This is a genomic window from Photobacterium ganghwense, assembly GCF_017329545.1.
GTDB lineage: Bacteria > Pseudomonadota > Gammaproteobacteria > Enterobacterales > Vibrionaceae > Photobacterium > Photobacterium ganghwense.
The window spans coordinates 405,766-432,005 of record NZ_CP071326.1 but is presented as its reverse complement, the minus strand read 5'-3'; the positions used below and the strand labels follow the sequence as shown (position 1 = coordinate 432,005).

Below are 26,240 nucleotides of genomic sequence, written 5' to 3'. Positions count from 1 at the left end.
AATGAATAAACTCAACCATTCTGAACACTCGCTGAATATAATAACCTAAAGCAATATTGGAGAAATTATTATGAAAAAAGTTAGCCTAACTCTTGCTGCTGTATTACTGTCTGTTTCATCACTGTCTTATGCTGACATTCAGGTGACAGATAGCGAAAACGGCGCCTGGATTAAAGTCACCGAAAATGGAAAACCTGCTGCAAATTCAGTTATTTCGGTAGAAAACCAACCACAAAGTCTTTCATCATTCAATACCGATGAAACGGGTCGCGTATTTATTCCACTTGCCATGAACCACTCAAGCTCAGTGAAATTTAAAGCTGTGACCACAGATGGTAATGAATATACCCGAACGGCTTTCCACAGCGTAAATAAAAAATAATCATGATGTTAGCGCCTGTAAATATGCCTTTTCATGGATGAAAAGGCGCAATTAACCCTAATATAAAATGGGATTAATAAGATAAAATCTTAACCTAAGCTGAACAATTTATTTGTTTTTTGAACCTCTTTAGGCCGCCCAGAATCCATTCGCCTACATCAAGTGATCCTTTCAATTTTATGTCGTTACAGGCATGATGGTGTAACAATATGGCAACCCCGTATTTCAACGCCAAAACAGAAAAACTAATATGGCAAAGACAAAGGGGTCCCACTTATCCGCTTATCCGCGTAGCGCTTATGTTGCGAGCACGTACAGGTCACCGAGACCCTGCCCCCTTCCCAATAAGATAAAGGAATCGTATTAAATGGCTGAAAAACTCCGGATAGACATCATTTCCGATGTCGTTTGCCCTTGGTGCATCATCGGCTTTCAACGCCTGACACGGGCTATAGAAGAACTGGGTGCTGAGGATAAGGTCACCATCGTCTGGCAACCTTTTCAGCTTAATCCGCATATCCCGCCGGAAGGGGAAAACTTGCGTGAACACCTGGCCAAAAAATATGGGACCAGCACGGCGGAAAGTGTGCATGCCCGTAGTCACCTGACCCAACTGGGAGCAGAAGTCGGTTTTCAGTTTGATTACTTTGATGAAATGAAAACGGTGAATACTCGCGACGCACATATCCTGCTGGGCTATGCCAGCGAGTTCGGCAAACAGACGGAGCTGGCAATGCGCCTGTTTTCGGCCTTCTTTTCCGAGCGCAAAGATATCTCTAACCGCTCAGTTTTAAGCGAAGCACTCACCGCTGTTGGTCTGGATACCCTTTCGGCTCTTTCAAAGCTGGATGACCCACAGAGTATCAATGAGCTGGAGGCCACTGTGGAGCAACTCCGTCAACTTGGTGTTTCTTCAGTCCCGACTGTGGTATTTAATCAAACCGATGCCCTGACTGGCGCGCAGCCGGTTGAGGTCTATAAGCGGTTGCTCGAAGAATTCCTGTCAACTTCAGAGTAGTAACGGCTTTAACAGTACCAACAGCTTCATATCCCGAGCCGAAAGCAACGCGCTAACCGTATTTATCAGAAAGGGCAACCACGGTATAACCCAAGGTATTCAGTGCCCTTTCTTTCTGGTTTAGAGCTGACTTGCCCGGGTACTTCGCCAGATATCGAGCACTTTAGATTCATGGATGACAATCGATAAAAGAATCAACCCGCCTCCCAACATTTGTGGCCCGGTGACCAGTTGTCCCAGAAAAATAAAACCAATGATTAGTGCAAAAATAGGCTCAGTTAGTTCAATCAGCTGAACAGACTGACTGCCGATCAACGTTAGGGATTGTGTGGTACACCAAAAGCCGCCAATCGTCGGTAGCAGTGCAAGCATCATCAGGAAATACGACCCTGAACCTGTCGGAAGACTCCAGCCTTGCAACGTAAAAGGAACAAACAGGTACACCACACCGAAAATCAGTAACGTACCTACCGGTATCAGGCCACCGCCTAAGCCAAGTTTTTTGGTCAGAACCAGAAAACAGGCATACCCCAGCCCCGCGACTACCGCGAGAAATAACCCATATTCCCCATGCTCTGCCAGCGCACGAGTATCAACAAACACAAGATACAGCCCCAAAATTGCCAGTAACATCGCTATCATTTCATGTCGGTTAATCCAACGACGTTCCAGCGCAGCATTAAGCAAGAAGGTTGCAACTGTAGACGCGCCAAATAAACAGAACACGACCACCGCGACGTTGATGTACTGGTAGGCGGCCGTTTCAAAGTAGTAGAGTACAAAAAATCCAAAAAACGCGCAGATCGCCGTGTGCTTCCAGTATTGTCTGATGTACCGTAACCAAGCTCGGAATTGACCGGTGACTAACAGCAGACACCCGATGGTTATCAATGCAATCAAGCATTTATAAAAAGCCACCGCTTCTGACGGCATCCCCATTTGGAACAAACTGACACTAAACAAACCCACTGTGCCATTCAATATGGCCGCCAGCACCGCCAGTAACGCACCGTATACTTTCATCTTTTCTTCCCTGTCTTATCTGCCTTGATGCCGATTTCCTACTGAGTCACGACGCTTCGAAAATAGCATTTGTTCATTATCATCATTGTTTTCTATCCATTACCCGATACTCACAGGGTAATGTTCAAATCCGTCGTGTTCGCAGCGTCTTACGTCCAGTTTCCCGGCATCGGCAAAGACACCGGGAAACGCTCAGTTATACATTGCTTAATCACGGGCGATGGCTTGCGCCAGGCTGGTCTTGTCGCAACTGGCTTTGTCATAACTAGCCTTGTTATAAATAGACTTGTTATAAGTAGCCATGTCGTCATCCGTTTTAGCCGGAACAGTCCTTGCTGCTTTTGGCTTAAGGGTGATCAACAGAATACCGGCCAGGAACACGCACGACGCCGCAATTTGTGTTACCGACAACACCTCGTCATAGATCAGCCAGCCACTGAGCACACCAAACACCGGCACCAATAAGTTCAGCGGTACCACTGTGCTCATCGGATATTTCAGCAGCATCCTGTTCCACAACCAGTAACCAAACAAGGTGGTCGGGTAAGCCTGAAACAACACAGCCACTGTCGTCGAACCATCCCACGCCTGGTAGGCTTGAGCCAGAACGTCAGTACCGTTTAATCCGATGCTGAGCCCGACCAACGGCAGCGGCGCAAACAGCATCCCCCACACATTAAAAGCAAAAACCTGTTTCACATTGGCTTTCTTCACTATCATGCTGACGATAGGCCAGGAGATACTGGCCATTAATACCAGTGCCAGACCAAATGGGGTGATATTCCCCTGAGTCCCGATAATGGATATCACCAATCCCGCCATCGCCAATACGCTTCCAATCGCCTTGTTACGACTCATGGACTCTTTGTAGACGAGAACCCCAACTAAAATACTGAACAGCACGTTGGACTGAAGAAGTACCGATGTCATGCCAGAAGAAACGCCGGCCGTGATTGACCACGACGCCATTCCCCAGACACCCACACCAAACACCACACCGTAGCTGAACAAATACCGCCACGAGACATCTGGCTTGGGAATAAAAAAGATGATTGGAAATACGGCCAATGCAAAACGCGCGGCCACCACCAGCAAAGGATCAACATCTGTCACCCCCATTTTGATCATGGAGAAGTTGAACCCCCATATCAGCATTACCAACACCACCAAACCTAAATCTTTACGAGCCATACTCCCTCCCTTTCTCTGCATTTTTATTGTTGGAATAACGGTAGTGTGGCTTGTTCATATCAACCGGTACAGATACAATTTTTAGAAACAAAACCAGTACAGTTGCCAAACTGTGCACTAAAACCAGGATGTACTTCCATGACAACGAACGGGTGACACACTGGTTGCCGCTACCTGGCACGCGGCAAAAAACACGCCAAAGCAAACATGATGAGATAGGGATAAAACACGTGATGAGTGACGTAATGAATGAACAATCAGGCGCAAAGACACCGAGATACAAGCAGTTAGCTAACAAGTTTGTTGCCGACATTCATGCCGGACGCTTAAAGCCGGGAACCCGAATGCCCTCGCTACGTCAGTTTGCCCGACAACAGCAGGTCAGCATCTCGACGGCTGTCAGCTGTTATGAAGAACTCAAGTCATTGGGTTGGATTTCAGCCCGTCCTCAGTCTGGCTTTTACATCTCCTCAGCCGAATTACCCCAAGATTCGTCGCATCCCTATCCGCAATGGAGCCAGTTTGTCAGCCAGGTCTCCACCCCAAAACCGGCACAAACCGTCTTTGAACATGGTCCTCTCGGCGTCTCGTTTTCTCCACTGGATGAGCAGGCGGTACGTGAAATGGAAACCAGCTTTCGCCGTGCGATAAGACGGATCGGCGACCGATTGTCCCGCTACCCCGACTATCAGGGCGAAATCTCACTGCGTCAGGCACTGGCCAACCACTTTACCCAGCAAGGCTTTCCTTTTCAGGCTGGAGAGCTGGTCATCAGCCATGGCTGTCTGTCGGCAATCAAAGCCGCGCTGGAAACCTGTACCCGGCCTGGTGATGCCGTAGCCATCAACTCCCCCTGTTTCAATGGCCTGCTGGAGTTGCTGGCGCAAATGTCACTGAACATTGTCGAAATCCCGTCATTGGACGAAGGCATTGACTTGGCACAGTTGGAATTTCATCTGAAAGCGGGAAATGTTCAGGCGGGGCTGTTCAGCACAACATTTATGAATCCGCAGGGCATCACCATGTCCGTTGAGCAAAAAAAGCACCTGGCAAAACTCGCGAATCACTACCAAACCCCCATTATTGAAGACGATGTCTACCTGGAGTTATCGCACATGGGTGAGTTTGTTCTGCCAGCCAAATATTATGACGACGAGGGGTATATTCTGTGGTGTGGGTCGGTGTCTAAAACCTTGTCACCTAGCTACCGGTTGGGCTGGTGTCTGCCGGGAAGGTATCTTGAAATATATCTGGCTAAATTTTCTGCCGGATCGTTTGGCGTTGCCACTCAAATCCAGCTGGCGATTGCAGATGCTATCGAAACCGGTGCCTACACTCGTCTGCTCAGGAAAAAACAGATTCAGCTTTTAGGCCAAAAGCAGCGATACAGCGACTTCCTTCGCCAGCACCTGCCGAAAAACAGCCGTATCAGCCAACCGCAAGGAGGCATTGTACTCTGGTTACAAATCCCGGGGCTGGATGTAAAGGCAATGGAGCAGGATCTCCAAAAACACAAGGTCGACATTCGCCTTGGGCCGTTGTTTACTTCGCTCTCGCTCTATCAGGATTGTCTCCGGATTAATATCGGATATCCGCTCAATGAGGCGGTCAAAGAAGAATTGCAGACACTGATCGCGATTATTCGACGTCACATTACCTCAGACGACTGACAAAACTGGCCGGGGGTTATTCCAAATCGGATCTTAAATGCTTTGATGTAGGATGAGTCATTCTGATACCCGACCTGATGTGCAACAGCCTGTACCGGCACACCGGCATCTAGCAAGGATAAGGAATAAATCAGACGCAGCTGCTGTCGCCACAGGGCAAAAGAAGTATTGAATTCTTTAACAAAAAGACGAGACAGTGTCCGCTCTGAGGCGCCAACAACCGCCCCCCATTTGGCCAACGACCAGTCCAGAGAAGGGGCGTCAGTTAACTGGTCAAAAATCTGTCTGATTCGCCTGTCTTGGGGGATGAGCAAACTGTAGGAATATGACTCTTCCTGATGAACCTGATCATACAGCACATCCAGTAAACGCAGCCGCTTATCGCGTTCTTCATCGTTCTGAGAGTGTAACCCGTTGTCCCACTTCTGGCATTCCTGATGTAATAGCAGAATCAGCGACTTCAAAAACGGCGTCATCGAAACTGGTTTTAGTCGATCACTGTAGCGGCGACCAAACGACGGATTAATATACAAGCCAATAAAGCGTGTTTCTGTCAGCGCCACTGACTCATGACGAACCCCTGCCGGAACAAACAGCGCCGACGTATGCGGCACCAGAAATTGCCGTTTCTGTTGCAGATATGAAGATAAAGGTGAATAGCACCCGGCGGCTTCAGTCGCTTTTGTTGCTTCTGTTATTTGTGCTGATTTTATAACTGAGGTTACATCTGTTGCTTGAGTCTGCACGACCCCTTTTACCGGAAAAATCAATTGATGCCAGGTATGGTGATGCCAACTGTCTACCCAGCCTTTCGGCATCCCTATCACTTTGGCCCACACAACCTGATCGGGTTGGCTGGCTATAAATTCATTCGCGGGCACATCTTGGCGGGTTAGCATGGTTTAGTGTCTTTACAGCCTTATACGGACATCAAGTGCAAATTGTAACATGTCTTTGTTTTCAAAGCAGAGAGGCCAATATGCACATTCATTTTATCATTCACGAGTCATTTGAAGGGCCAGGCTATTTTAGCCTGTGGGCGCAGAAGCACCAGTACACCGTGTCTACCAGTCGGGTCTATCTGAGTGAGCCGCTGCCAGATTTAGATAACGAGACTCAAAGTCGTTTTGATCTGTTAATCGTCCTGGGAGGACCTCAAAACCCTGCCACATCCCAAGATGAATGCCCACACTTTGACACTTACGCCGAACAGCGACTGATTCGTGACGCAATCAGCAGGCAAAAAGCTGTCGTGGGCGTTTGTTTAGGCGCGCAACTGATCGGTGAAGCGCTTGGCGCAACGTACTCAGCCAGCCCGGAGAAAGAAATCGGCTACTTCCCTGTCAGACTGTCGGATCAAGGGCAATCAGATCCCAAGCTCTCCACCTTCAAGGCAGAAGAATTAGTCGGCCACTGGCACAACGACATGCCGGGGCTGACTGCTGACAGCCAGATACTGGCCACCAGCGAAGGCTGCCCACGACAGATTGTTCGCTACTCCAACCTGGTTTATGGCTTTCAGTGTCATCTGGAATTTCTGCAGGAACAGCTGCAGCCACTGATTGAGCACGACGCACCAGTTTTTTGTCAGCAGGAAACCGCCCGCTCTCCGGCACGTTTTGTCCAGATGCCGGCAGAAATACTGGCTTACGACACGACACGCATGAATCAGCTACTTGGTGATTTTCTCGATAAATTGGTAGCAGACTACAAGAAGGAACAAACAAAAACGAAGTGACCGTCACTTCTGGGTAACAAACCAATAAAAAGCCCGCCGGTTTATTGTATTAGCGGGCTTGTTATATCCATTGCCAGATAAAACTCAGACGATTGGATTATTCCAGTTCAAGCTGCACATATGAGGTTTTGTAAGGCGATATTGTGAAAACCCCTGTCGTATATGATTCTTTCCCCATCCCATTACTGGAAACTTTCATATAGTAGCTCCCCGCCGGGATTACGATTTCATTATGGTAATCAGCCGAGCCAAAACTGATGCTCTTGGAGACTAACCAACCATCCGGAGATACCTGATATAAATACCCACCACATGCAACTTTTCCAACCCCTGGATGCGCGCAGTAATCCATCGCTAGCCTGGTCTGTCCTTTGGGGTTTTTTCCCTGTTTGACAACTTTGATCGCACCATAATCACGGGAGGTTTTTTCCGCCGCTAGAATATTTATTCTCTCAGAGTTGACAGAATACGATTTTTCCGTTCCCGAGCTTGGTAGATTCGTTTTCGCTGTTATTGCTTTTTGTGATGATCCAAATACACCGTTAATTGCGCCATTAATACCATCATTCACAACAGTCTCAATATCATTGCTGGCACAACCAGACATTAGAAACAGCAGTGCAGATACAGCCGTAAACTTTTTCATTCATCACATCCTAAATTGTCATGAAATAGACTCTAAAAATAAACTCAAGCCATTACATAACAACCTAATATGCAACAAGCCTCGCAGCTATTATTCACATTTTTAACATTCGGAAAAGTTATTAAAACGCTCGACCTCACAGTTTTAAGAATCGAAGGATAACTTTTGCACGAAAAAGCAAACATTCAACACTTCAGGTACAGCTGCACTCACTTTAAATTCAAACAAAAGTCAGCTGTGTTGTCATAAAGGGCCTTAAAACTGAACATCAACCACAATGGAATCCGTATAAATACCAGGAGGTGGAGTAGCTTGATCAGTTAAAATGGTAGCGGAGTAATTAAATGTCTGTGGTGTTATTCCATCAGGGGAACCCGCCCCACCATCGGCATCACCAGAACCACGCCGTTCACCGTTTGTACTTCCCCATCTATCCGTCCCTGAAGACTTATAAATTTCATAGGCCAGGTAATCGCTGCCAAAAGCCATTCGGCGTTGACCACTGACACTGTTCTGCCCATCGCTTAGTCCAACGGTATACACGCTGCCTTTAGTACAAGTTAACGAAATGGTTTGGTTAACAGGATCAAAGCCGGCTACAAGTGGGGCAGTACCAAAATTAAGGTCTGGTGCTGTAATAATACAATCAGGCGTTACTGTCAGTTCCAGGGTAATGGTACTTTGTGCCGAACCGCTATTACTACCGATACATATTTCGCCTACACTCACCACGCAGTAGGCCCACACCCATGAAACAGTGATGTGGTCGGTATATACGCCTGCTGACAGGTTGCTGTTTGCTTGGGTGCGAACATATAACGGAAACTCTGCCGATTTGCCAAAAAGATCAAATAGCTCGATCAAACCAGCGTCGAAGAAATTATAAGTCTGATCAAACTCGTACTTAAAGCTCAGGGCTGAGTCCGCAAAAATCTGATAAGCAAGGCTCGATTCAGAGTCCGCCTTAGTTTTCATTTGTCCGGCACCATTACTGGTAAACCTAACTGAAACTTTATCCCCGCTTAATACCGACAAAACAGAAACAAAATCACAGGTGATCCCCGCATGAGGCTGCGCGGAGCTTTGCTGCGGTGCCGTATTTACTGTCAGTGACGAGACACTACCAAACTGAACAAGGGGTGTTGGAGCTGTCAATTCACAGGCTATGCCAGGCATTGCCATTAACAGTAATAACCAAACACAACACACTCGGCTAGCTGTCATTGCAAACGCTCTCCATGTTCAGTTACGCAGGTTTGCTCACCAAGCATTTGTATCTCATGGCCTGATTGTTGATAAAGAGACTGGATGGCCACTCGGCAAGGTAAGCTATCCTGGGGATAAAAAGTAATAAACTCTCCGGGATTGCTCCCTTCGAAATAGGAAAAGCCATCCCACCCAATTTGGCTGGACAGCCCCGTATCAGAAACGCCATATGTACCTAGCGGGAGGTACTGGCCGTGTGAATCCAAAACTACCATGCTCAGCGCAACCTGCAAACTAACGGGGAAGCGCATCAGGTAACCATAGCCGGCATAGACAGATGCAAACTGCTCTGTGGTTGTAATCCGAGCATTGGCCGGCAAATTAAGGGGATCAATTTCATACTTCGCGGTGTAATAGGCCGTTGTCCAGGGAATGAGTAAATAGCCATTATCATTAGTCAACCCAACCACCTGATTTTCATACTTAACCGGAATATCACTGAAACCATCGGTACTGATTACGACAAAGCTGTCACTCACCTGATTAGCAGGAAATAACGTCCCGTCCATTAGGGCAATCGAGCCCGTGAATTCTGCATACTTATCATACTCACCGTTGACTCCGGATAGCCCGGTACGAAACTGAGCCCAGGAGGCTCGATAGGTAAGGTCGGCCTGCTTTCGATTGTCAGGTTTTTCATTGAGATCATGGGCAAGACTAATCCCCCAGCCGCCATCTAACGGCGCAAGTCGACTATAGCCTAACCGGCCATTCACATTGCCTTTTTCTTCCCTGCGAACCGTAAGCCCGACACTTCCGTTTTCAGTCCCGAGCGGTAATGAAAACTGCGCAAATGAAACAGATTCACCGTCGAAATCACGATTAAATGACAGTGACATATTGATATTAAACGGCAGGGGATAACTGTAAGTGATATTCAGGGTTCGTGAGCGAGCATCAGGCTGCTGAATATCAAAGTAACCTCCAGAAACCGATCCCCACACCCCTAGGCGAACACCCGCATTGACCTGAGTGACACGTTTTGGCTTATCGGGAAAAGAGTCAGGTTTATTGTTACCTGCTGGCAAAACAGTGCTCGCTAATGTCGAGAAACTGGCTTCTTCCTGCTGGGTGCGAATACCAAAGCTGTAACGTCGGGATTGATAGCTATAACCGATTGAATGTGCATAAGCGCGGTCATGAGCATTGCTCACTCGTACCGATGCATCGACCGTACCCAAATCAAAAACATTCATCACCACACCTGCACCAGACACCATCAGGTTATCAGTGATTTCCGTTTGCGTTTCAACAGTCAGACGCTCTGTTAATCCGAATCGCAATGCAGCCGTCAGGGCACCATCGCCGTAGTCATTTGAGTCATTGCCATAATTTTCCCTCAGTACGCCAAGACTAATGTTGTAAGAGGCATAACCCGGCTTCAATAACTGGGGGGACAGAAAGAATGGTGTGGTAATGGCCGTTTGACGCCCTTGGGCATCCGTCACAATCACGGTTGCTTCTCCAGCACCGGAGATCATCGGAATATTATTGATAACGTACGGCCCGGCTCCGACCATTATCGAATCCGTTTTCTGACCGTTCACAAACAAGTCCAGCGTGGTAGGAACGGTGGTTTCCCCATAAAACGCGGGTAACGGAGCGGTTACCACATCAGGTCTCATAGAAAAATCATGTGACAACTGAACCCCTGCCATGCGGGCAGGCTGCGTCCAGGACAGTGGCCTGACGATAAAGTCACCGGCCTCTAAACGCAGTAATCTCCCCTGATCCGCATACTCATAGCGTGTCTCAAAACGGGTATATTGACTGTCGGATAACTCTGTAGAATTGTGATTAACAACAAATTGATACAACCCTGTGGTCGTCAACACCCCCAGCTCTGAGAATGCTCGCAAATCATGATTCAGGGAAAAATTTGTTTGGTGCGTCTCATTGCCGCTCAAACCAAAAACAGAGTAATTCAGCAGCCCTCCCCGGCCATATTGTGCAGGACGGAACCGATTAGCATCATGCGCCGAGACATTCTGAACCGGTAACCAGTGAGCAGGCACATTGATCGCTAACTGCTGTGTGAGCTGAAGATAGTTCACACTTACTCCCGGCAAATTAGATACGTCCAGCAGTGCCGATCTCATCCCCGCTGAATCAGGCAAAGCTTGCTCAAGAACACCGACAGCAATCAAATCGTCTGAAGCAATAAAATATGAGCGTCCGTTACGTTTCACATCCACGATCACGCCTGTTTCAACCTGATTAATTACCAGCTCCAATTTAAGATTCATCTTTTGAAAATACTCTGCGGAGTAGTGTTCCGGTTCAGGCAAATTCTGTAGCGGCAGTGCCATTTGTTCACAGTGACCCGATGCGTGAAAAAAGCTAAGAATTACCCCCGAACTGACCTTAATAATGAGCTTCAGACTGGTGTTTAGGCTGTTCTTCAAAATCAAAAAATATTCAGCCATTTTATAACAAAGCTATGGCAGAGCGTTTCCCTTCAATGCTGGCACTAATACTGGGTTTAGCGGAAATGGGACGCGATACCGGCCACTGTTTAAACTGGCCCGGCATGATATAACCCGCTAGCCCCGGCATTAATGGTTTTGTTTGTAGCCCCGGCGTTTCGAGCTGAACATCAACCAGCCTCACCGTACGTAAACCACGATTTGTAATCCTTATGAATACCTTTTTATTCTCAGTAACAAACTGTGCCTGGAGATCTTTCCAGTGATCTTCGTCTGCATTCATGGTCGGTTTTGCCGCTAAACCGTTACCGTAAATAAATAACGGCAGTGAGTACCTCATTCGGATTTTTACGGCCATTGCCATTGTTTCTTCAACTTGCATTGGTGGTTGAGCAGGAGGTAATTCATCAATGATGATTCGATATGCGGATTCCTGACCAGCCGGGATATTGGCCTGTACCAGCACCCTCACTAATTGTTTCTGCCCACCTGGAATTTGAACAAAAGGTGGGGTTGCGATGACTTGGTTTTGAACGGTATACGTATCCTGCCCATTATGTTGTTCCCAACGAAATATCCGCACTTGAAGATAGGCATCATCCCGGCCTTTATTTTCTATCCAAACTGATGTCGCTTTTTTATCTGCTGTAATCGTTGGATAGATTGGCCAAAGTAATAATGAATTTGCAGCCACACAGGGGGCTATAAGAACAAAAGACAAGACCGTCGAAAGTAACATCCTTGTTACTATAGTACGCATCGAAACTCTCCTTTTGATGCATTACCACTCTAAAGTGAGTGTGAAAGTATCCGAATAAAAGCCGGTGGTTTCATTACCGGTTATTGTAGCCAGCCCCCAGATGGGAACCTGAATATCATTTGGTGAATCAGTGGTATTCACCGGATAAAGAACGTCAATATCAAAAATTGTTGTTCTGGCTAAGTCCTGAAACAATAAATAGGTCACCTTGGCATCTTCGCTGACATGCTTCATTTGCCGCAACCCATCTTCTTGATACAAGCCCCCATTCAATGCGACATTCATTGCCACTCCCGGAGTACAACTTAACATGAGAGACGAATTGTAGGTCACCGTGCTCTCTAGTTGTGTCGCAGAGAGAGTTGCCACTCTTCCAAAATCAAGCGCCCCCATTTGCCCGACTGTCGTTGACGAGCCACTAACTGAACCATTCACCAGACACCCGGTATCAATGGTTGCTGTTACCTTAAATGAATCCGAGGAGGCAGTAACCATTGGTGCAGAAAAAACAAACAGTGCAATGATGGATACGGCATGACTAATTTTCACAGCCTACCAGCTTAACGTCACATTCAATGTATCAGAATAACTGCCGGCAACATTGCTGGTTCCATATGCACGCCCATATAATTCAATGGTTTGTGGTGTTGTATCCGTAAACTCTGCCATTAGAATTGAGGTATTGTTTTCGATTCTGTTACTTCGAGCGGGATCGCTAAAAATAGCGTAATCAACGTAATTACCAGAGCTATCACTCATTGTATGATTTCCATTTCCAACACCACCAACAATACTGCCATCATTGTTCCCGCTTGCAATTGCAAATGATGGCGTAACACCACTGCTACACACCACCGCGATTCCATTAGCGGCCCCACCAGTTACGGCAGAATCTTGCTGGACAAAAACAGTAGGTACACTACCAAAATCGAGCGTACCAAAGTCAATAGCTGAGTCACCGTCCAGTGTGTTGTTTCCATTAATAACACACCCGGCTTCCAGTGATATATTGACATTAATGGTACCGCTGACACTCGCAGAGAAACTATTAGAGGACAAGCATAACAAAGCCACGGTTAAAACAGTGAAACGATAAGGTTTGGCCATATTCAACTCCATTGATTGCCGCGATAAAAGTGTCACCCACTCTTAAAGCTAAGTTTCTGTAATAGTTATAGTTGAACATAGACCACAAGATGCATATTCATTGTAAAAAACATCGTGCATCTTCCACAAAGCAACAAAACCAGAGGCTATTAACAACAGTAACAATAAGCCAGATCGCCTATTTGCAAACAGCAAAGTCACGCTAAATTCGCCTTGATACTTTACCTCAGCTGAAAGCCATTCCATGATTTTCAATTTTTCGTTGAAAGTCTTGTTTGCTTTGCCGTATTTATCAAAATCACCAGATGGTTACACTTCTTTCTGTCCACACTATTAACACCAGCTTTAGAGAGAATTAGCCATGTCTGTACCATCACCTGCAAACGAGAAAAGCACCATGAAAGCCATTGGTTACCAACACGCCCACGCACTGCCAGATGTTTTAGCAAACAATCAAGTCTCAGATCCTGCGGGGTCACTTCAGGGCATCACTCTGCCGATGCCAACGGCTATCGGCCACGATATTTTGGTGGAAGTGAAAGCGATTTCGGTCAACCCGGTTGATACAAAAATACGCCAGCATCAGTCCGCTCAAGACGGCGAATGGAAAGTGCTGGGTTGGGATGCAGTTGGCACTGTCAAAGCCGTAGGCGATGAGGTCAGCCTATTTTCAGTCGGTGATCGTGTCTGGTATGCCGGTGATTTATCTCGCTCCGGCAGTAATGCTCAGTACCAGCTGGTTGATGAGCGTATCACCAGTCTGGCTCCGGTTAGCCTTAGCGATGCTGAAGCTGCGGCATTACCGCTGACGACAATTACCGCCTGGGAAATGTTGTTTGATCGCCTGGAAGTGCAACGTTCAGAACACATCGAAGGTAACAAGCCCGCGATTCTGATCATCGGCGCTGCCGGCGGTGTCGGCTCCATCATGGTGCAACTGGCTCGTCAGCTGACAGATCTGACTGTTATTGGTACGGCTTCCCGCCCTGAAACCACCGCGTGGCTGGAACAGCTTGGTGCGCACCATGTTATTAATCACCGCAACCCGCTGAGCGAAGAACTGCAAACCATCGGCTTTGATAACGTTGATTACGTGGTTAGCCTGAACAATACCGATGAACACTATTCGGAAATCATCAAATCGCTCAAGCCTCAGGGCAAATTCGGGCTGATTGATGACCCCAAAAATCTGGATGCGATGCCGCTGAAACTAAAAAGCCTATCACTGCACTGGGAGCTGATGTTTACCCGCTCGCTGTTCCAAACTCACGATATGATTAAGCAGCATCAACTACTGGGCGAAGTCGCTCGCCTTATCGACAACGGTGAACTGAAAACCACGCTGGGTAACAACTTGGGGGCGATTAATGCAGATAACCTTCGCAAAGCCCACCAGCTGATCGAATCTCAAACGGCCAAAGGAAAAATTGTTCTTGAAGGCTTTTAATGCTTATTCATAAACATTAAACACCAAAACCAGGACAGGACAGGAAAGTGGCGGGTGTGAGTACGGAACACATGCATGTACAACAGCGTGAGTAATAAACACTCGGATAAGCACAGCCACTTTCCATTCAAAAAGACGAGCACCAGAATGAACGCCAATAACAAAAAGGCCACTACCATGATCAATTTACACGCAGAAATTATTGCCAACCCGGATAAACGAGACGCTTTGCAGATAGCCCTTCAAAACCTGCTCGAGCCGACACGACAAGAAGAGGGCTGCTGCCAGTACGAGCTCTACCAGGACACTCAGGCACCGGATCGGTTTTTGATGCAAGAGGTTTGGTGCTCACAAGCATCTCTTGATGCTCATCAGAAAAGCCCTCACCTTGAAGCGTTTCGGCAGCTTATCACCCGAAATAATCTCGTGAAACAATCAACACTCAGCTACTTACGTTTTATCGGCTAAATGCTACCCTTACGTCAAAATCATCACGAACAGCTGCTGTAACTGCCAATGAAAACCATGCAAGATTTTTACGTGTTTCTGGAGACAGCCAAGCAAGGCAGTTTTTCTAAAGCCGCCAATGTATTGGATCTGACGCCAGCCGCTGTCAGCGCCACCATTAAACGCTTAGAAACCCAGCTCGATACCATGCTGTTTGTGCGCTCGACACGTAACTTACGAATTACCGCTGAAGGTGAGCGATTCCGGGAAAAATGTCAGATCGCGGTCGACGCCATTGAAGAAGGCATTCAATTACTGAACCAAAAAGAAGATGTGCTGCAAGGTGACATCAAGCTGTCGATGCCATCCGACATTGGACGCAATCTGATCCTTCCCTGGATCGACGAATTTATGGATCAGCATCCTCAGATCAGCATTTCCGTCGTGCTGTCAGACTCACTCACCAACATGTATACCGAACCGGTAGACGCCGCAATCCGTTATGGTATTCCTGGTGATTCCACCATGGTGGCTCTGCCGATTTGTCAGGAAAACCAACGCGTCGTTTGTGCGTCACCTCATTTCCTGCAAACCAGCAGAGATATCCGCCACCCTACCGATCTGGAAGCCCTGAATTGCCTTAGCTTCATGTTATTCAGTGCTAACCATTCGCGCTGGCGTTTTTTTCAGGGGCAAGACTGGACAGAAGTCAAAGTTAGCGGAAACCGTAAAGCAAATGATGGGGATGTCGTAAAGCGCTGGGTTGTTGCCGGGAAAGGCATTGGTTATAAATCTCTGCTGGATGTCAGCGAAGAGTTATTGGCCGGAAAATTGATTCGTCTGCTGACTGACTGGCATGGCGAGCCGGCCCCTTTGTATCTGGTATGCCCGGACAGGCGGCAGCTCACCCCCGAGTTACGGATATTAAGGGAGTTTCTGGCAGAGAAGTGTCAAAATCAGTGGATACGGTGTGAGAAGTTACCGCGTTAATGTCGCGGTCCAGACTATAAAAATGTGCCAACGTAGCGATGTCAAAGTAACCAAGCACCTGCACCAGCTTAATAACGTAAACTCACTAACCCAATGCTACGTTCTCTCTAATTCGTATGAGTATTATCAACAAGATCTAAAAACTCATTCCAGCATGGGCCTCATTATCATTTCTCAGCCATGAAGTAGACTGTAGTTACGTTATCTAACAGCCTCAACAATAGGGAGAGCAACTATGTCTACCTATTATTCCGGGCTAGAGGTCACCCCGACAGTGCAGGACTGGATTCCAGAATACATTGGCCCTGCCAGCCGACTAGTTGCAAAATATGGCGGGAAATACTTAGCTCGTACCAACAGTTATGAACGTCTTGAGGGCGACACTAAATCTCCTGCAGTGCGTATTATTATCGAGTGGCCTTCCCATAAGGCAGCGATAGACTTTATGAATGACCCGGAATATACCCCCCATTTGAAAGCACGGACTGCGGGCTCTGTCAGCCATCACGCTTTGATTGAAGGTAAAGACGATCTGGGCCGTTAACCGTTAACCGTTAACCGTTAACCGTTAACCGTTAACCGTTAACCAGAATCGATAAGGAATTTCTGTTATGCAAAACGTTATTTTGATTACTGGCGCGACGGATGGCATTGGTTTTGAGACTGCAAAAATGCTGATAGCACTCGGTCACCATGTCATCGCTCATGGGCGCAACCCTTCAAAAGTTGCGGCTGTGATTAATCAGTTGAACAACATAGCAGGGGAAGGCAAAGCAGAATCGGTCATAGCAGACCTTTCTGATCTGAAAACCGTGACCGCGATGATTGAGGAAATCGCACAGCGCTTTAGCAAAATAGATGTACTGATAAACAACGCTGGGGTATTCAATGCGCCTCAGACGATCACTCCGGATGGTTTGGACATTCGCTTTGTTGTAAATACCATTGCGCCGTATCTGCTTACTACTGCATTACTGCCTCTGCTGCCCAAGACAGGCCGAGTGATAAATCTTTCGTCTGCGGCTCAGGCGCCAGTCAACATCGAGGCACTGGATGGCCGGGCTGGTCTAACTAAGACAGAGTCATCCAACAAAACTGGCGCATTGAGTGACAGCGATGCTTATGCGCAGAGCAAGCTGGCCCTGACAATGTGGTCTCGCTATCTGGGACAGAAATACAAACCGGAAGGGCCCGTGATTGTGTCCGTTAACCCTAAATCATTACTGGGCAGCAAGATGGTCAAATCAGCCTTTGGCATCGCAGGCGGCGATCTCAGACTCGGCGCTGATATTCTGGTTCGAGCAACCCTGTCTGAAGAGTTTGCCCATGCGCATGGCTTGTACTTTGATAATGATCTAGAACGATTTACTGAACCACACGGTCAGGCGCTTAACGATGACAAGGTAAAGCAAGTGGTCAACAGCATTGAAAGGCTTATCAGAGAGTTAACGTGAGCAACAGATTAGTGTTGGCTGCTGGGTAAACAGAAGAGACAAAGACAAAGGAAAAAGAATACACACTGAAAAACTCATGCACTTGCCACAAACAAAACAGCCCTGAGCAAACGCTCAGGGCTGTTAGTCTTAGCCACGATTACATCATCAGGCTTAATTCAAAGCTCGCCTAAGTGGCAAACAAGTGACAAACAAACGACAAACGCTTATTTCACCATGCCCTTGATGTATTCACCCAATTCTGAGTGGTGCATAATTTTTGAAACCGGCACAATCTCTTTCAACGGTCCCCAGGCAAAGACATTGACAGGAGTATGCGTGTGGGTGCCCGTTCCCCAAACTGTGTTCTGACCGGTTGCATGCTGGCGCGCCAGTACGTTGCCGCGATCGTTGTACGGGAAGAAAGCATCAAAATCATTGATGGCTGGTACGTCCTCAGCAGACAGGTAACTGTGGTTATCTGCATGGTAAGGATTCTTTTTCATCTTCAAAACGTCAGCAGCCTGAGCCACTGTGATTGGAAAATCGCTGTTGGCATTTACGATTTCAGCGAGTTTTTCAGGCGTTTGCTGTTTTTTATCCAGCTTATCGAATTCGCCGAACATCGCAGCATAACTGAGCTTCTGGTTGTAAAGACCATCTAAAATATCAAACTTACCGAAGTTGAAGTTAGGCTCATAATTCTGCTTCTGAAACGCTTCACCTGAACGTTTTTCCGGTTTTGGCAGATCAGCCGATGAATAGCTGAAGCCGAAGGAACCGGTTTCATGGTCAGCCGTAACGATGATTAGCGTGTCGTCACGATCTTTCGCCCAGTTATAAACGGCATTTACAGCTTCATCGAACTTAAGCATTTCATGCAGCATTGTGCCTGCATCGTTGCTGTGACCAGCCCAATCAATCTGACCACCTTCAACCATCAGGAAGAAACCATCTTCGTCTTTTGAAAGTACGTTAATAGCCTTCTCAGTCATCTCTTTCAGTGATGGTTGAGTACGTTCCGGGTCATTTTTCGTATTGCTGTAGGCAATACCGTCATTCATGCCTGAATCAGAGAACAGCCCCAGTAACTTATTACCTTGTGCCTGTTCCAGCATCTCTTTGTTGAATGCCAGACTATAGCCATCATTTTTTGCTTCAGTCAGCAGATTGCGCTCATCCTTACGCTTCGACGTCAGCTTCACATCACCGTGAGTCAGTGTTGCAAGCGCTTTATAAGTGTCGCCTTTCTCGTTGGTTGATTGTGGAATCCAGTGACGAAGACCACCTGACAACATGACATCCGCGCCCGTAGTCAGCATGTCCGATGCAATGTCGTTTTCCAGTGAACGGTGCGGCTGGTGTGCGGCAAACGCCGCAGGTGTCGCGTGGGTCAAACGGGTATCGGAAACCAGACCAGTGGCTTTGCCGACACGTTTGGCTTTTTCAAGAACGGTTTCAACATGATCGCCGTTCGAGTTAATGCCAATCACTTCAGAAGCCGTAGGTAAGCCCGTAGCCAGCATGGTTGCTGAACAGGCTGAATCGACAACAATCGACTCTTCCGGGTTCGTCATGGATGAGCCGATCACGCCATCCTGAGCGAGTTTATACAGTGCGGTAGTGTCGCCTTTGTAGATTGAATGCGGAGCATTCTTTGCGTAGGCTTCCAGCAGACCAACTTGCTGCGGGCCCATGCCATCACCGATCATCAAGATAACGTTTTTTATCTCTGCCGACAGTGCTGAAAAGGAAATAGTAGAAGTGGCTACAGCGAAAGCGAGAGGTTTAACTAAGTGTTTCATCTTGGTTCCTAATGTATAAATGCGGCGCTAGTTAACCAATCTTTTTTTACGTTTTTATTGCAGCCAGCAAAAGTTTTTCTAAGGACAACGATCACCGGCATCCAATCCACAATCATTTAAACAACCAGCTTTGAAATCAGGCCGGGCGCAAACATCATCAGGTTTAAAATAAATTAAGCCTTAATAATTAAATATTTATCAACAAGCACTTCCCCTAAAAAATGTTAGGGAAAAATCGAAACCATTACGCTTACTTTATGATTTGAAAGGCTAATAAAGCGTTAAATTTTCGTCTTGTTATATCAACAGGGCTGCCGAAATTTACAGAAAGACGATGCTCGAATACCACGGCATGAATGGGAAAATAACTCGCAAATGAGTCATCTAAATATTATTTTCATAACTCATTCCATTATCCAATAAGCGGCTTTCACAGAATATCCAAATTACCCCCTCCCAAAAAAACAAAAAGCAAAACCGAAAAAAACAAGGGCAATAGCTTGCCCTTGAGGATAGGTATTGTTAACCAAAGCCTTTAGACCATCGACCTAATGCGCATGATGCATCAAACCAGATTCAACCATCGCGGTAGTGGCAACAGCACTGCACCGCGCGGATTCTATACATCCTCCGTTATTGGCTTGCTCATCGCTGCGATAGACGGTGACCCCTTCTTTGATGGTCTCTTCAACACGGATATCGGCCAGTTTTTCAGGTTCCACTTTCAGCGGATTGGCAGAAAGAACAACCAGATCCGCCAATTTACCGACCTCAAGTGAACCTTTGTTTTGCTCTTCCTTGTATTGAGTCGCCGCCCACAGAGTTTGTGATTTCAGCCCTTCAAGCGATGACACCCGCTGATCCGGCCCGATAAGGCGACCTGTCCGGCTCACACGGTTGACCGTAGCATAATAAACTCGCATTGAGTCAGGTAACGCCACCGGAGAATCGTGGTGAGAGGTAAAGATCATGCCTAATTCACGCGCCCACCCGGTCGGAGAAATGTTCTGCGCCCGCTCTTTACCCAGCACGGAATCACTGTGCCAGTCTCCCCAGTAAAAGGTATGCATCGGGAAAAATGCCGGGAAAATACCCAGGCGTTTAAACGCCCCCACCTGATCTTTTCGGGCAGTCTGAGCATGGATAGCCACAAAACCACGGTCCGGCTTGCCATGTTTTTCTTCACTGGCTTCGACTCCTTTGATCAACTGGTCAATCGCCGCATCACCGTTGACATGAGTAAGCAACTGCCACCCCTTACTTTGAGCGAGTTCGATGTATTTTCCGGCCTGTTCATCACTCATACTGGAATAGCCTTTGTAACCCGCCTCTTGTCCTTCTGGCGGAACCAGATACGGCTCGGTCAGCCAGGCAGTCTTACCCTGAGGAGAGCCATCGAGATTAAGCTTGGCCCCTGCAACGCGAAAACCGTTCATGTATTCGCTGGCGTAATAGGGTGGAACAATAACATCACGGGCTATCTGAATATCGGCATAGGCTGCCACATCAATTGGCAACTTGGCTTTTTGTGCCAGCTCATACATGGTTTTAACGGCAGAAGTAGAGGCACGTCCCTCCTGAGCGGTGGTGTAACCAAAGCTGGCGTACAGCGCCATGCCCGCTTTGAAGATAGCCTCGTTTTCTGTCGGACTCAGCTTGGCAAACATGGGAAGTAATGAGCCAAAGAAAGCCGTTTCTTCTAAAACACCATTAGGTGTTTTACCGTCAGCTTCCCGACGGATTTTTCCCCCTTCAGGATCTTGGCTGTCAGGCCCAATACCTGCCAAGGCTAACGCCTTGCTATTGAGTGTGGCCAAGTGACCCGACTGATGGATGATGATCACAGGGAGATCTGCTGACACCGCATCCAGTTCTTGCCGGGTAGGATGACGCCCTTCTTTAAGTTGTGAGTCGTCATATCCAAAGCCCAGAATGATGCCATGCTGCTTGTTTTGCGGTTTTGATGCCCATGCGTTCAATGATTCCTGCAACGCAGATATGCTGTCTACAGACCCATCAGGCTCAGCCAGCAGATTCGCGGATAAAGCCTGAATCCCGGTATTAAAGACGTGGCCATGGGCATCAATGAATCCCGGAATCAGTGTTTTTCCATGCAAATCGACGATTTTAGTTTCTTCATCTTGTAACTTCATCACGTCAGCTTCACTACCAAGCGCCAATATTCGGCCATTTTTAATCGCCAGTGCCTGCACTGATGGCGCGCTATCGTTGACAGTGACAATATCACCGCCGAGATAGATGGTTTGTGCTGTGGGCTTCGGAGGACTGACAGCATAAGCGGAACTGGCTGCTAGCAAGGAGATAACAATGGGAGCAATTCTCATAAGGGGTCTCCAGATAATGAAAAACACAAGTCACGGCATTACACTGCGCGAATACAACGGCACGAACGCAACGTATCGCTGAAACGAATTGCTGAAACGTATTACTGAGAAGGATTCTTTATCAGAGTAAGACAGATTCATTGTATAGGGTGAGATTCCACTATTAATGTGAGTGCATATACGAAATTGATGGCCGATTCACACAACATGACACACAACTTGGTACACGAAGAAGTGACCATGGTCTTTCGCCGTATGTGAAGCGAGACCAACTCTAAAAACACGACTCAGAGCCAAAACGCCTATTTTTCCTCTGGCGCCGAATATTTTCTGTGCTAGTATCTTCATCACATTCGTGTTTTAAACCACCAAAACACGTATTGACAACAGCACTATTTCACTACAGCACTATCTCATTACAACATAAGGAGAACACGATGATTGTATTCAAAACCCACCCGGCAACGATGAATCGCTGAGCGGACGTTTTTCCAATATAACTTTCTGACTTCCCTCAACGCCCTTCTCTTTGCCCGGTGCTCTTAACCGGGGTTCATCTGTATTCATTTGACCCTCAATATTTTGTTTCTGCATACAGAGCGATTCTGCATGCTTAGGGAAAAGTAATGAATTCCAAAATTACACTCAGCCAACTGGGTTGGCAGCCTGTATTTCAACAACAACTGACACTTGAAGACTTAGAACAGACCCGCATTGGCCGAATACTGGCGCATCATCGCAGCGGATATAGTGTCCAAACCGAACAGGGTGACGTTCACTTGCCGATGCACCATGCCATGCCGCCCATGACTGTGGGTGACTGGTTGCTGCTGGATCTGAATCAACAATTCGTCCGCCTGCTGGAACGCTCGTCGCTGTTCAGCCGCAAGGCAGCCGGGAGCAAAGTGGCCGAGCAATTTATCGCCGCCAATGTGGATACCCTGTTTATCGTCAGTTCGCTGAATAATGACTTCAATCTCAGCCGGATTGAGCGCTACCTGGCGTTAGCACGTGAAACCGGTGTTGAACCGGTGATCGTCCTGACAAAACAAGACTTATGTGATGACCATGACAAGAAACGGGCGGAGGTTCAGCGCCTGAATCCGCTTCTGATGGTAGAAACAGTCAATGGGCTGGATCCGACCAGTTGTGACGTCCTTAATAACTGGTGCGGTACGGGCAAAACCGTGGCTTTCATGGGGTCGTCCGGTGTGGGGAAATCCACCTTGGTGAACACCCTGATGGGAGATGACATTCAGCAAACCGGCGGCATTCGCGAAGATGACAGCAAGGGTCGGCATACCACGACATCCCGCTCGCTGCATTTTATGCCAAGCGGCGCGATTCTGATCGACACCCCCGGAATGCGCGAGCTGCAAATTGCAGACTGTGAAGCCGGGTTAAATGCACTGTTTGCTGATATCGACAGACTGGCAGAACAATGTCGCTTCAGTGATTGTCAGCACCAGAGCGAACCGGGCTGCGCGGTACTTCAGGCGATTGACAGTGGCGAGCTCGATCCTCGACGGGTGAAGAACTATTTCAAGCTGCTCCGCGAGCAGGCAAGAAACAGTGAGTCACTCAACAAGCAACGTGAACGTGCGAAATCAAAACAGTTGGGGCGGCATTACAAGTCGGTTCAGTCCGAATCCCGACTTCTGAAAAAAGGGTATTAAGCGGATACCTTATAGCCAAACAGGTACTGGAATAAAAAACGCCTGATATGAACAAAGCCCGCTATTTGGCATGAGTTACGGCCAGATAGCGGGCTTTTAACGTTGGTCAGGCTTATCCTCAACAGACTGGCCTCTTCGTAAAAATCGACATTGCAACAGGAAACGACGTTTCAGAAAGAAGCGATATCTGACAGAAAGCTCGTGGGGGTATCAGGCATGACTGTAAGCCGTTTACCCTGCCAGACATCGCTATGTTGATTACCCGTTCAGCAAATCAAGCATCGCTGACAGGGCGATTTTTTCTAACCGACTATTACTGCGCATTAATTGCCGGCGAAAGTAGACTGTCATAGTTCTGGCGTCAGTTCTGGCGTCGTTACAGAAGACACTCTGCTGTTTTTGTTGGGTTTTATCTGGATTTTTCATCATTTTATCTCCCTTTTCTCGTCATCAGTGTCGCGCCGAAACCGGAAAGTAAAAAGAGAGCAAATACGGAAAAACCTTGCCGCATAACTGCCTTCTGACACAAAAAACTCGCCTGAAACAGCGATAAAAAAGGAAATACGGAACAGATAGAATGAAACATTGCTTCTTTTTGTTTCAGGAATTTCGCTATCATGAAACTAAGTGGACGAAGCTATATGAATAGAGCTCTGCAAATGAGCGATATGAATAAAGCTATGTAAATAAAGCGATGAAAATAACGCTAGGTAAATAAAGCGGTACCACTCAATCTATTCACCAAACTTACACGCCACTGGGCCTGTGATAATTTAACGCTGTGTCTGACCTCAATTTATTGCGCTATTATGCGCGGCTGACTCCCATGGGTGTGGGGGAAGCCATTAAAACATCGTTGCCTGACATTTCTGACAGCCTGTTTACCAGCTTGCGCCATGCCCGAAGCCTGCTTGCCCAGATGCAAGAGGCCGGATGGCTGCTCTGGCAACCCAAAGTTGGCCGAAACCAACGCTCTACCCTATTACTGAACCGGGATTTGGGTGATCTCAAACAAGAGCTGGCGGCCGAACGGATACGGGAAGGCAAATACGAAAAAGCGCGGGCAATCCTGGATGATGACAATCTGGCCTTTAGCCGTTTACTGCAAAATACCTCCGGTGCCTCTATGCGCGAGGGGCGGCTGCATATCCAACTGACCTACAAGCGCCCCTTTGAGCGCCTTGTTCCGCATCAGATACAGCGCTCCAGTGAACGATTTTTCCTGCGCCAGATATACTGCTGCCTGGTGTCCAGCGATCGTGAGGGTCACCTTAAACCCGAACTGGCCCATCACTGGCATTATGATGCCGACAATTTGCAGTGGACCTTTTATCTGAGGCCGGGGCTGGTTTTCCATAACGGGACGCCCATTGATGCCGATACCATTGCGACGCTGTTTACCCGTCTGAGCAGCCTGACGGAATACCAGACTGAGATGGCGCATGTGATCAGTGTCAGTGCGCCACAGCCTCAAACTGTGGTCTTTACCCTGTCAGAGCCGGATCTGGGATTTGGTGGCATGATCTCTGGCGTGCGCTATTCCATTCAGCCGCCGGGGCAGGTGAATCATGCACAAACACCCGCCGTTGTAGGATGTGGCCCATTTGAGGTTATTGAACATACCGCGACTCAGCTCCGCCTGCAGGCGTTTGATCGCTATTATGGCTGCCGGGCATTGACGGATCAGGTCACTATCTGGCTGATCGACGAGCAGGATCAACGGCAACCCCACATCCGGACAAACCACCCGGATATCCCCTATCCAGATGCGAATATCCCTCCGGCTGAAACATGCAAAGAGCTCGAAGGAACAGCCCCTGTCGGGATGCCTGGCTCACTGGACAGCACATCAGGAAACACAACCAAAAACACAACTCAACCATGGGCTGACTCAGCCAATAGTGAGGCGGCCTGCAACTACTATCTTGCCCCTAAACTGAGTGACCCAACCTGCGAGGAAAACCTGCATTCTCAGGTCGAAGACGGCTGCATGTTCATTTTGTTCAACCAGCAAAGCGCCCATGCCCTCACCAGCGCTCAGCGACGTTATCTTTCCAGCTTTCTGTCTGCAGACAAGCTGGCCGAGCACCTAAATCAGCGTGGCGCGCAGTTTGGTTCAGTGCTGGCGGGCAACCTGCTTTCGCACTGGCACGTTATTACCCGGCCTCAAGCCCCGTTCAGCAAACTGCCGAAACAGCTTTCGATCGCGGTGTACGATTATACCGCCCTGAAAAACTGCGCCTATGGTATTCAGGCATTGCTGGAGCTGGAAGGGATCCGTGTCAAAGTCAATGTCTACGCATATCGTGACCTAATTGAACGTTGCCAGCAGCATTTGCTGACGGAAGATATGGTGGTGACCAATATCAATCTTGATGATAACCGCCACGCCTCCGCATTCAGCAACCTGTTTAACAATGCGGTGCTGCATCACTGTATCGGCGAGCAAGCCAGCCAATGGTTCCAGCATTCCCTGCGACAACTACGAGCCAGCACACCACTGGAACACTATCTGGATGCACTGGAGCCCATTGCCTCAACGTTGATCACCGAGTACTGGCTAACGCCCCTGTTTCATCATCGCCAGACGCTACGATTTAAGGGTGTGCTGAAAGATGTGGAGCTGACCAACTGGGGCTGGCCTGACATCAAAAACGTCTGGTCCACAAGCGAATAGGATTTTTAGTTGGCTGCGGCAGTAAGCTGGGGCTGTACAATACCAGTGCGTTCGCTTAAAAAACCCAGTCGCCATGATTTCCTGCCGATAAATGCCGGTATCCGCAATGGTTGTATAAGTCGATTTACCTCACATTTAATGTCTCTTATGACAAAGGTTCGTGATAGAATCGCGCGCTTCATGTAAGGCAGAG

General features: G+C 47.8%; 23 protein-coding genes. 11 read left to right on the top strand and 12 right to left on the bottom strand.

Translation table 11 applies throughout. The annotated features are described in order from the left end of the window. Window positions 1-70: 70 nt before the first annotated feature. Window positions 71-382, top strand: a complete 312-nt coding sequence (locus FH974_RS17925) for a hypothetical protein (protein WP_047884669.1) — start codon at window positions 71-73, stop codon at window positions 380-382. 367 nt (window positions 383-749) lie between these two features. Further along, window positions 750-1,400 carry a DsbA family oxidoreductase gene (locus tag FH974_RS17920; RefSeq protein ID WP_207104038.1) on the top strand — a complete coding sequence of 217 codons (651 nt, stop codon included), beginning with the start codon at window positions 750-752 and terminating at the stop codon, window positions 1,398-1,400. 120 nt (window positions 1,401-1,520) lie between these two features. Here the strand turns inward: FH974_RS17920 and FH974_RS17915 are convergent, their stop codons facing one another. Continuing rightward, window positions 1,521-2,423: a DMT family transporter gene (locus tag FH974_RS17915; RefSeq protein ID WP_207104037.1), complete on the bottom strand. Its 903-nt coding sequence runs from the start codon at window positions 2,421-2,423 to the stop codon at window positions 1,521-1,523. A 207-nt stretch (window positions 2,424-2,630) separates the two neighbouring features. Next, window positions 2,631-3,614, bottom strand: coding sequence for an EamA family transporter (locus tag FH974_RS17910; RefSeq protein WP_207104036.1), 984 nt, complete (start codon window positions 3,612-3,614; stop codon window positions 2,631-2,633). A 245-nt stretch (window positions 3,615-3,859) separates the two neighbouring features. Here FH974_RS17910 and FH974_RS17905 point away from each other — a divergent pair, with 245 nt between their 5' ends. Beyond that, window positions 3,860-5,284 carry an aminotransferase-like domain-containing protein gene (locus FH974_RS17905; protein ID WP_207104035.1) on the top strand — a complete coding sequence of 475 codons (1,425 nt, stop codon included), beginning with the start codon at window positions 3,860-3,862 and terminating at the stop codon, window positions 5,282-5,284. On the opposite strand, the gene FH974_RS17900 is transcribed toward FH974_RS17905, so the two are convergent. Beyond that, window positions 5,263-6,183, bottom strand: coding sequence for an AraC family transcriptional regulator (locus FH974_RS17900; protein ID WP_047884673.1), 921 nt, complete (start codon window positions 6,181-6,183; stop codon window positions 5,263-5,265). The two genes, FH974_RS17905 and FH974_RS17900, sit on opposite strands and share 22 nt — an antisense overlap. 80 nt (window positions 6,184-6,263) lie before the next feature. Between FH974_RS17900 and FH974_RS17895 the strand changes: the two genes are divergently transcribed. Continuing rightward, window positions 6,264-7,022 (top strand): glutamine amidotransferase-related protein, encoded by a 759-nt coding sequence (locus FH974_RS17895; protein ID WP_047884674.1) that lies wholly within the window; start codon window positions 6,264-6,266, stop codon window positions 7,020-7,022. 97 nt (window positions 7,023-7,119) lie between these two features. Here FH974_RS17895 and FH974_RS17890 read toward each other — a convergent pair whose 3' ends face one another. From FH974_RS17890 to FH974_RS17865, 6 genes are all read right to left on the bottom strand, one after another. Further along, window positions 7,120-7,668 (bottom strand): META domain-containing protein, encoded by a 549-nt coding sequence (locus FH974_RS17890; RefSeq protein ID WP_047884675.1) that lies wholly within the window; start codon window positions 7,666-7,668, stop codon window positions 7,120-7,122. 255 nt (window positions 7,669-7,923) lie between these two features. Beyond that, window positions 7,924-8,892: a Csu type fimbrial protein gene (locus FH974_RS17885; RefSeq protein WP_053061775.1), complete on the bottom strand. Its 969-nt coding sequence runs from the start codon at window positions 8,890-8,892 to the stop codon at window positions 7,924-7,926. Continuing rightward, window positions 8,889-11,243, bottom strand: coding sequence for a fimbria/pilus outer membrane usher protein (locus tag FH974_RS17880; protein ID WP_053061790.1), 2,355 nt, complete (start codon window positions 11,241-11,243; stop codon window positions 8,889-8,891). Before FH974_RS17880 ends, FH974_RS17885 begins: the two co-directional genes overlap by 4 nt. Window positions 11,244-11,361: 118 nt before the next feature. Beyond that, window positions 11,362-12,120 carry a fimbrial biogenesis chaperone gene (locus FH974_RS17875; RefSeq protein WP_047884676.1) on the bottom strand — a complete coding sequence of 253 codons (759 nt, stop codon included), beginning with the start codon at window positions 12,118-12,120 and terminating at the stop codon, window positions 11,362-11,364. 21 nt (window positions 12,121-12,141) lie between these two features. Further along, a complete protein-coding gene (locus FH974_RS17870; RefSeq protein WP_242551953.1) occupies window positions 12,142-12,669 on the bottom strand; it encodes a Csu type fimbrial protein in 528 nt (175 codons plus the stop codon). 3 nt (window positions 12,670-12,672) lie between these two features. Continuing rightward, window positions 12,673-13,227, bottom strand: a complete 555-nt coding sequence (locus FH974_RS17865) for a Csu type fimbrial protein (RefSeq protein WP_242551952.1) — start codon at window positions 13,225-13,227, stop codon at window positions 12,673-12,675. Between the two features lie 361 nt (window positions 13,228-13,588). Between FH974_RS17865 and FH974_RS17860 the strand changes: the two genes are divergently transcribed. The 5 genes from FH974_RS17860 (at window position 13,589) to FH974_RS17840 (ending at window position 17,565) form a co-directional block, all read left to right on the top strand. Next, the gene (locus FH974_RS17860) at window positions 13,589-14,674 is read left to right on the top strand and encodes a zinc-binding alcohol dehydrogenase family protein (RefSeq protein WP_207104034.1); all 1,086 of its coding nucleotides are present in this window, start codon (window positions 13,589-13,591) and stop codon (window positions 14,672-14,674) included. Window positions 14,675-14,749: 75 nt separating this feature from the next. Beyond that, a complete protein-coding gene (locus tag FH974_RS17855) occupies window positions 14,750-15,142 on the top strand; it encodes a putative quinol monooxygenase (protein ID WP_242551951.1) in 393 nt (130 codons plus the stop codon). Window positions 15,143-15,199: 57 nt separating this feature from the next. After that, complete coding sequence (locus FH974_RS17850; RefSeq protein ID WP_242551950.1) at window positions 15,200-16,111, top strand: LysR family transcriptional regulator; 912 nt, start codon at window positions 15,200-15,202, stop codon at window positions 16,109-16,111. A gap of 235 nt (window positions 16,112-16,346) precedes the next feature. Next, entirely contained in the window at window positions 16,347-16,655 is a 309-nt protein-coding gene (locus tag FH974_RS17845; RefSeq protein WP_207104033.1) for a DUF1330 domain-containing protein, read from the top strand. Window positions 16,656-16,722: 67 nt separating this feature from the next. After that, entirely contained in the window at window positions 16,723-17,565 is an 843-nt protein-coding gene (locus tag FH974_RS17840) for an SDR family NAD(P)-dependent oxidoreductase (RefSeq protein ID WP_047884680.1), read from the top strand. Window positions 17,566-17,771: 206 nt separating this feature from the next. Here FH974_RS17840 and FH974_RS17835 read toward each other — a convergent pair whose 3' ends face one another. Continuing rightward, window positions 17,772-19,349 (bottom strand): alkaline phosphatase, encoded by a 1,578-nt coding sequence (locus tag FH974_RS17835; RefSeq protein WP_047884681.1) that lies wholly within the window; start codon window positions 19,347-19,349, stop codon window positions 17,772-17,774. 548 nt (window positions 19,350-19,897) lie between these two features. After that, window positions 19,898-21,694: an amidohydrolase gene (locus FH974_RS17830; RefSeq protein ID WP_047884682.1), complete on the bottom strand. Its 1,797-nt coding sequence runs from the start codon at window positions 21,692-21,694 to the stop codon at window positions 19,898-19,900. A 626-nt stretch (window positions 21,695-22,320) separates the two neighbouring features. On the opposite strand from FH974_RS17830, the gene rsgA reads away from it, so the two are divergent. Beyond that, the gene (gene rsgA, locus FH974_RS17825) at window positions 22,321-23,370 is read left to right on the top strand and encodes a ribosome small subunit-dependent GTPase A (protein WP_207104032.1); all 1,050 of its coding nucleotides are present in this window, start codon (window positions 22,321-22,323) and stop codon (window positions 23,368-23,370) included. Between the two features lie 258 nt (window positions 23,371-23,628). Here rsgA and FH974_RS17820 read toward each other — a convergent pair whose 3' ends face one another. Then, window positions 23,629-23,799 (bottom strand): hypothetical protein, encoded by a 171-nt coding sequence (locus FH974_RS17820; protein WP_207104031.1) that lies wholly within the window; start codon window positions 23,797-23,799, stop codon window positions 23,629-23,631. Window positions 23,800-24,151: 352 nt separating this feature from the next. On the opposite strand from FH974_RS17820, the gene FH974_RS26235 reads away from it, so the two are divergent. Beyond that, window positions 24,152-26,047: an SgrR family transcriptional regulator gene (locus FH974_RS26235; protein ID WP_242551949.1), complete on the top strand. Its 1,896-nt coding sequence runs from the start codon at window positions 24,152-24,154 to the stop codon at window positions 26,045-26,047. Window positions 26,048-26,240: the final 193 nt, after the last annotated feature.

Excerpts from the sequence above, each read along its gene's own strand:
- FH974_RS17895 (WP_047884674.1), top strand. The coding sequence starts at position 6,264 with ATGCACATTCATTTTATCATTCACGAGTCATTTGAAGGGCCAGGCTAT.
- FH974_RS17880 (WP_053061790.1), bottom strand. The coding sequence starts at position 11,243 with ATGGCACTGCCGCTACAGAATTTGCCTGAACCGGAACACTACTCCGCA.
- FH974_RS17820 (WP_207104031.1), bottom strand. The coding sequence starts at position 23,799 with ATGATGAAAAATCCAGATAAAACCCAACAAAAACAGCAGAGTGTCTTC.
- rsgA (WP_207104032.1), top strand. The coding sequence starts at position 22,321 with ATGAATTCCAAAATTACACTCAGCCAACTGGGTTGGCAGCCTGTATTT.
- FH974_RS17890 (WP_047884675.1), bottom strand. The coding sequence starts at position 7,668 with ATGAAAAAGTTTACGGCTGTATCTGCACTGCTGTTTCTAATGTCTGGT.
- FH974_RS17875 (WP_047884676.1), bottom strand. The coding sequence starts at position 12,120 with ATGCGTACTATAGTAACAAGGATGTTACTTTCGACGGTCTTGTCTTTT.
- FH974_RS17920 (WP_207104038.1), top strand. The coding sequence starts at position 750 with ATGGCTGAAAAACTCCGGATAGACATCATTTCCGATGTCGTTTGCCCT.
- FH974_RS17855 (WP_242551951.1), top strand. The coding sequence starts at position 14,750 with ATGTACAACAGCGTGAGTAATAAACACTCGGATAAGCACAGCCACTTT.
- FH974_RS17835 (WP_047884681.1), bottom strand. The coding sequence starts at position 19,349 with ATGAAACACTTAGTTAAACCTCTCGCTTTCGCTGTAGCCACTTCTACT.
- FH974_RS17840 (WP_047884680.1), top strand. The coding sequence starts at position 16,723 with ATGCAAAACGTTATTTTGATTACTGGCGCGACGGATGGCATTGGTTTT.
- FH974_RS17925 (WP_047884669.1), top strand. The coding sequence starts at position 71 with ATGAAAAAAGTTAGCCTAACTCTTGCTGCTGTATTACTGTCTGTTTCA.
- FH974_RS17905 (WP_207104035.1), top strand. The coding sequence starts at position 3,860 with ATGAATGAACAATCAGGCGCAAAGACACCGAGATACAAGCAGTTAGCT.
- FH974_RS17850 (WP_242551950.1), top strand. The coding sequence starts at position 15,200 with ATGCAAGATTTTTACGTGTTTCTGGAGACAGCCAAGCAAGGCAGTTTT.
- FH974_RS17885 (WP_053061775.1), bottom strand. The coding sequence starts at position 8,892 with ATGACAGCTAGCCGAGTGTGTTGTGTTTGGTTATTACTGTTAATGGCA.
- FH974_RS17860 (WP_207104034.1), top strand. The coding sequence starts at position 13,589 with ATGTCTGTACCATCACCTGCAAACGAGAAAAGCACCATGAAAGCCATT.
- FH974_RS17900 (WP_047884673.1), bottom strand. The coding sequence starts at position 6,183 with ATGCTAACCCGCCAAGATGTGCCCGCGAATGAATTTATAGCCAGCCAA.
- FH974_RS17830 (WP_047884682.1), bottom strand. The coding sequence starts at position 21,694 with ATGAGAATTGCTCCCATTGTTATCTCCTTGCTAGCAGCCAGTTCCGCT.
- FH974_RS17865 (WP_242551952.1), bottom strand. The coding sequence starts at position 13,227 with ATGGCCAAACCTTATCGTTTCACTGTTTTAACCGTGGCTTTGTTATGC.
- FH974_RS17915 (WP_207104037.1), bottom strand. The coding sequence starts at position 2,423 with ATGAAAGTATACGGTGCGTTACTGGCGGTGCTGGCGGCCATATTGAAT.
- FH974_RS17910 (WP_207104036.1), bottom strand. The coding sequence starts at position 3,614 with ATGGCTCGTAAAGATTTAGGTTTGGTGGTGTTGGTAATGCTGATATGG.
- FH974_RS17845 (WP_207104033.1), top strand. The coding sequence starts at position 16,347 with ATGTCTACCTATTATTCCGGGCTAGAGGTCACCCCGACAGTGCAGGAC.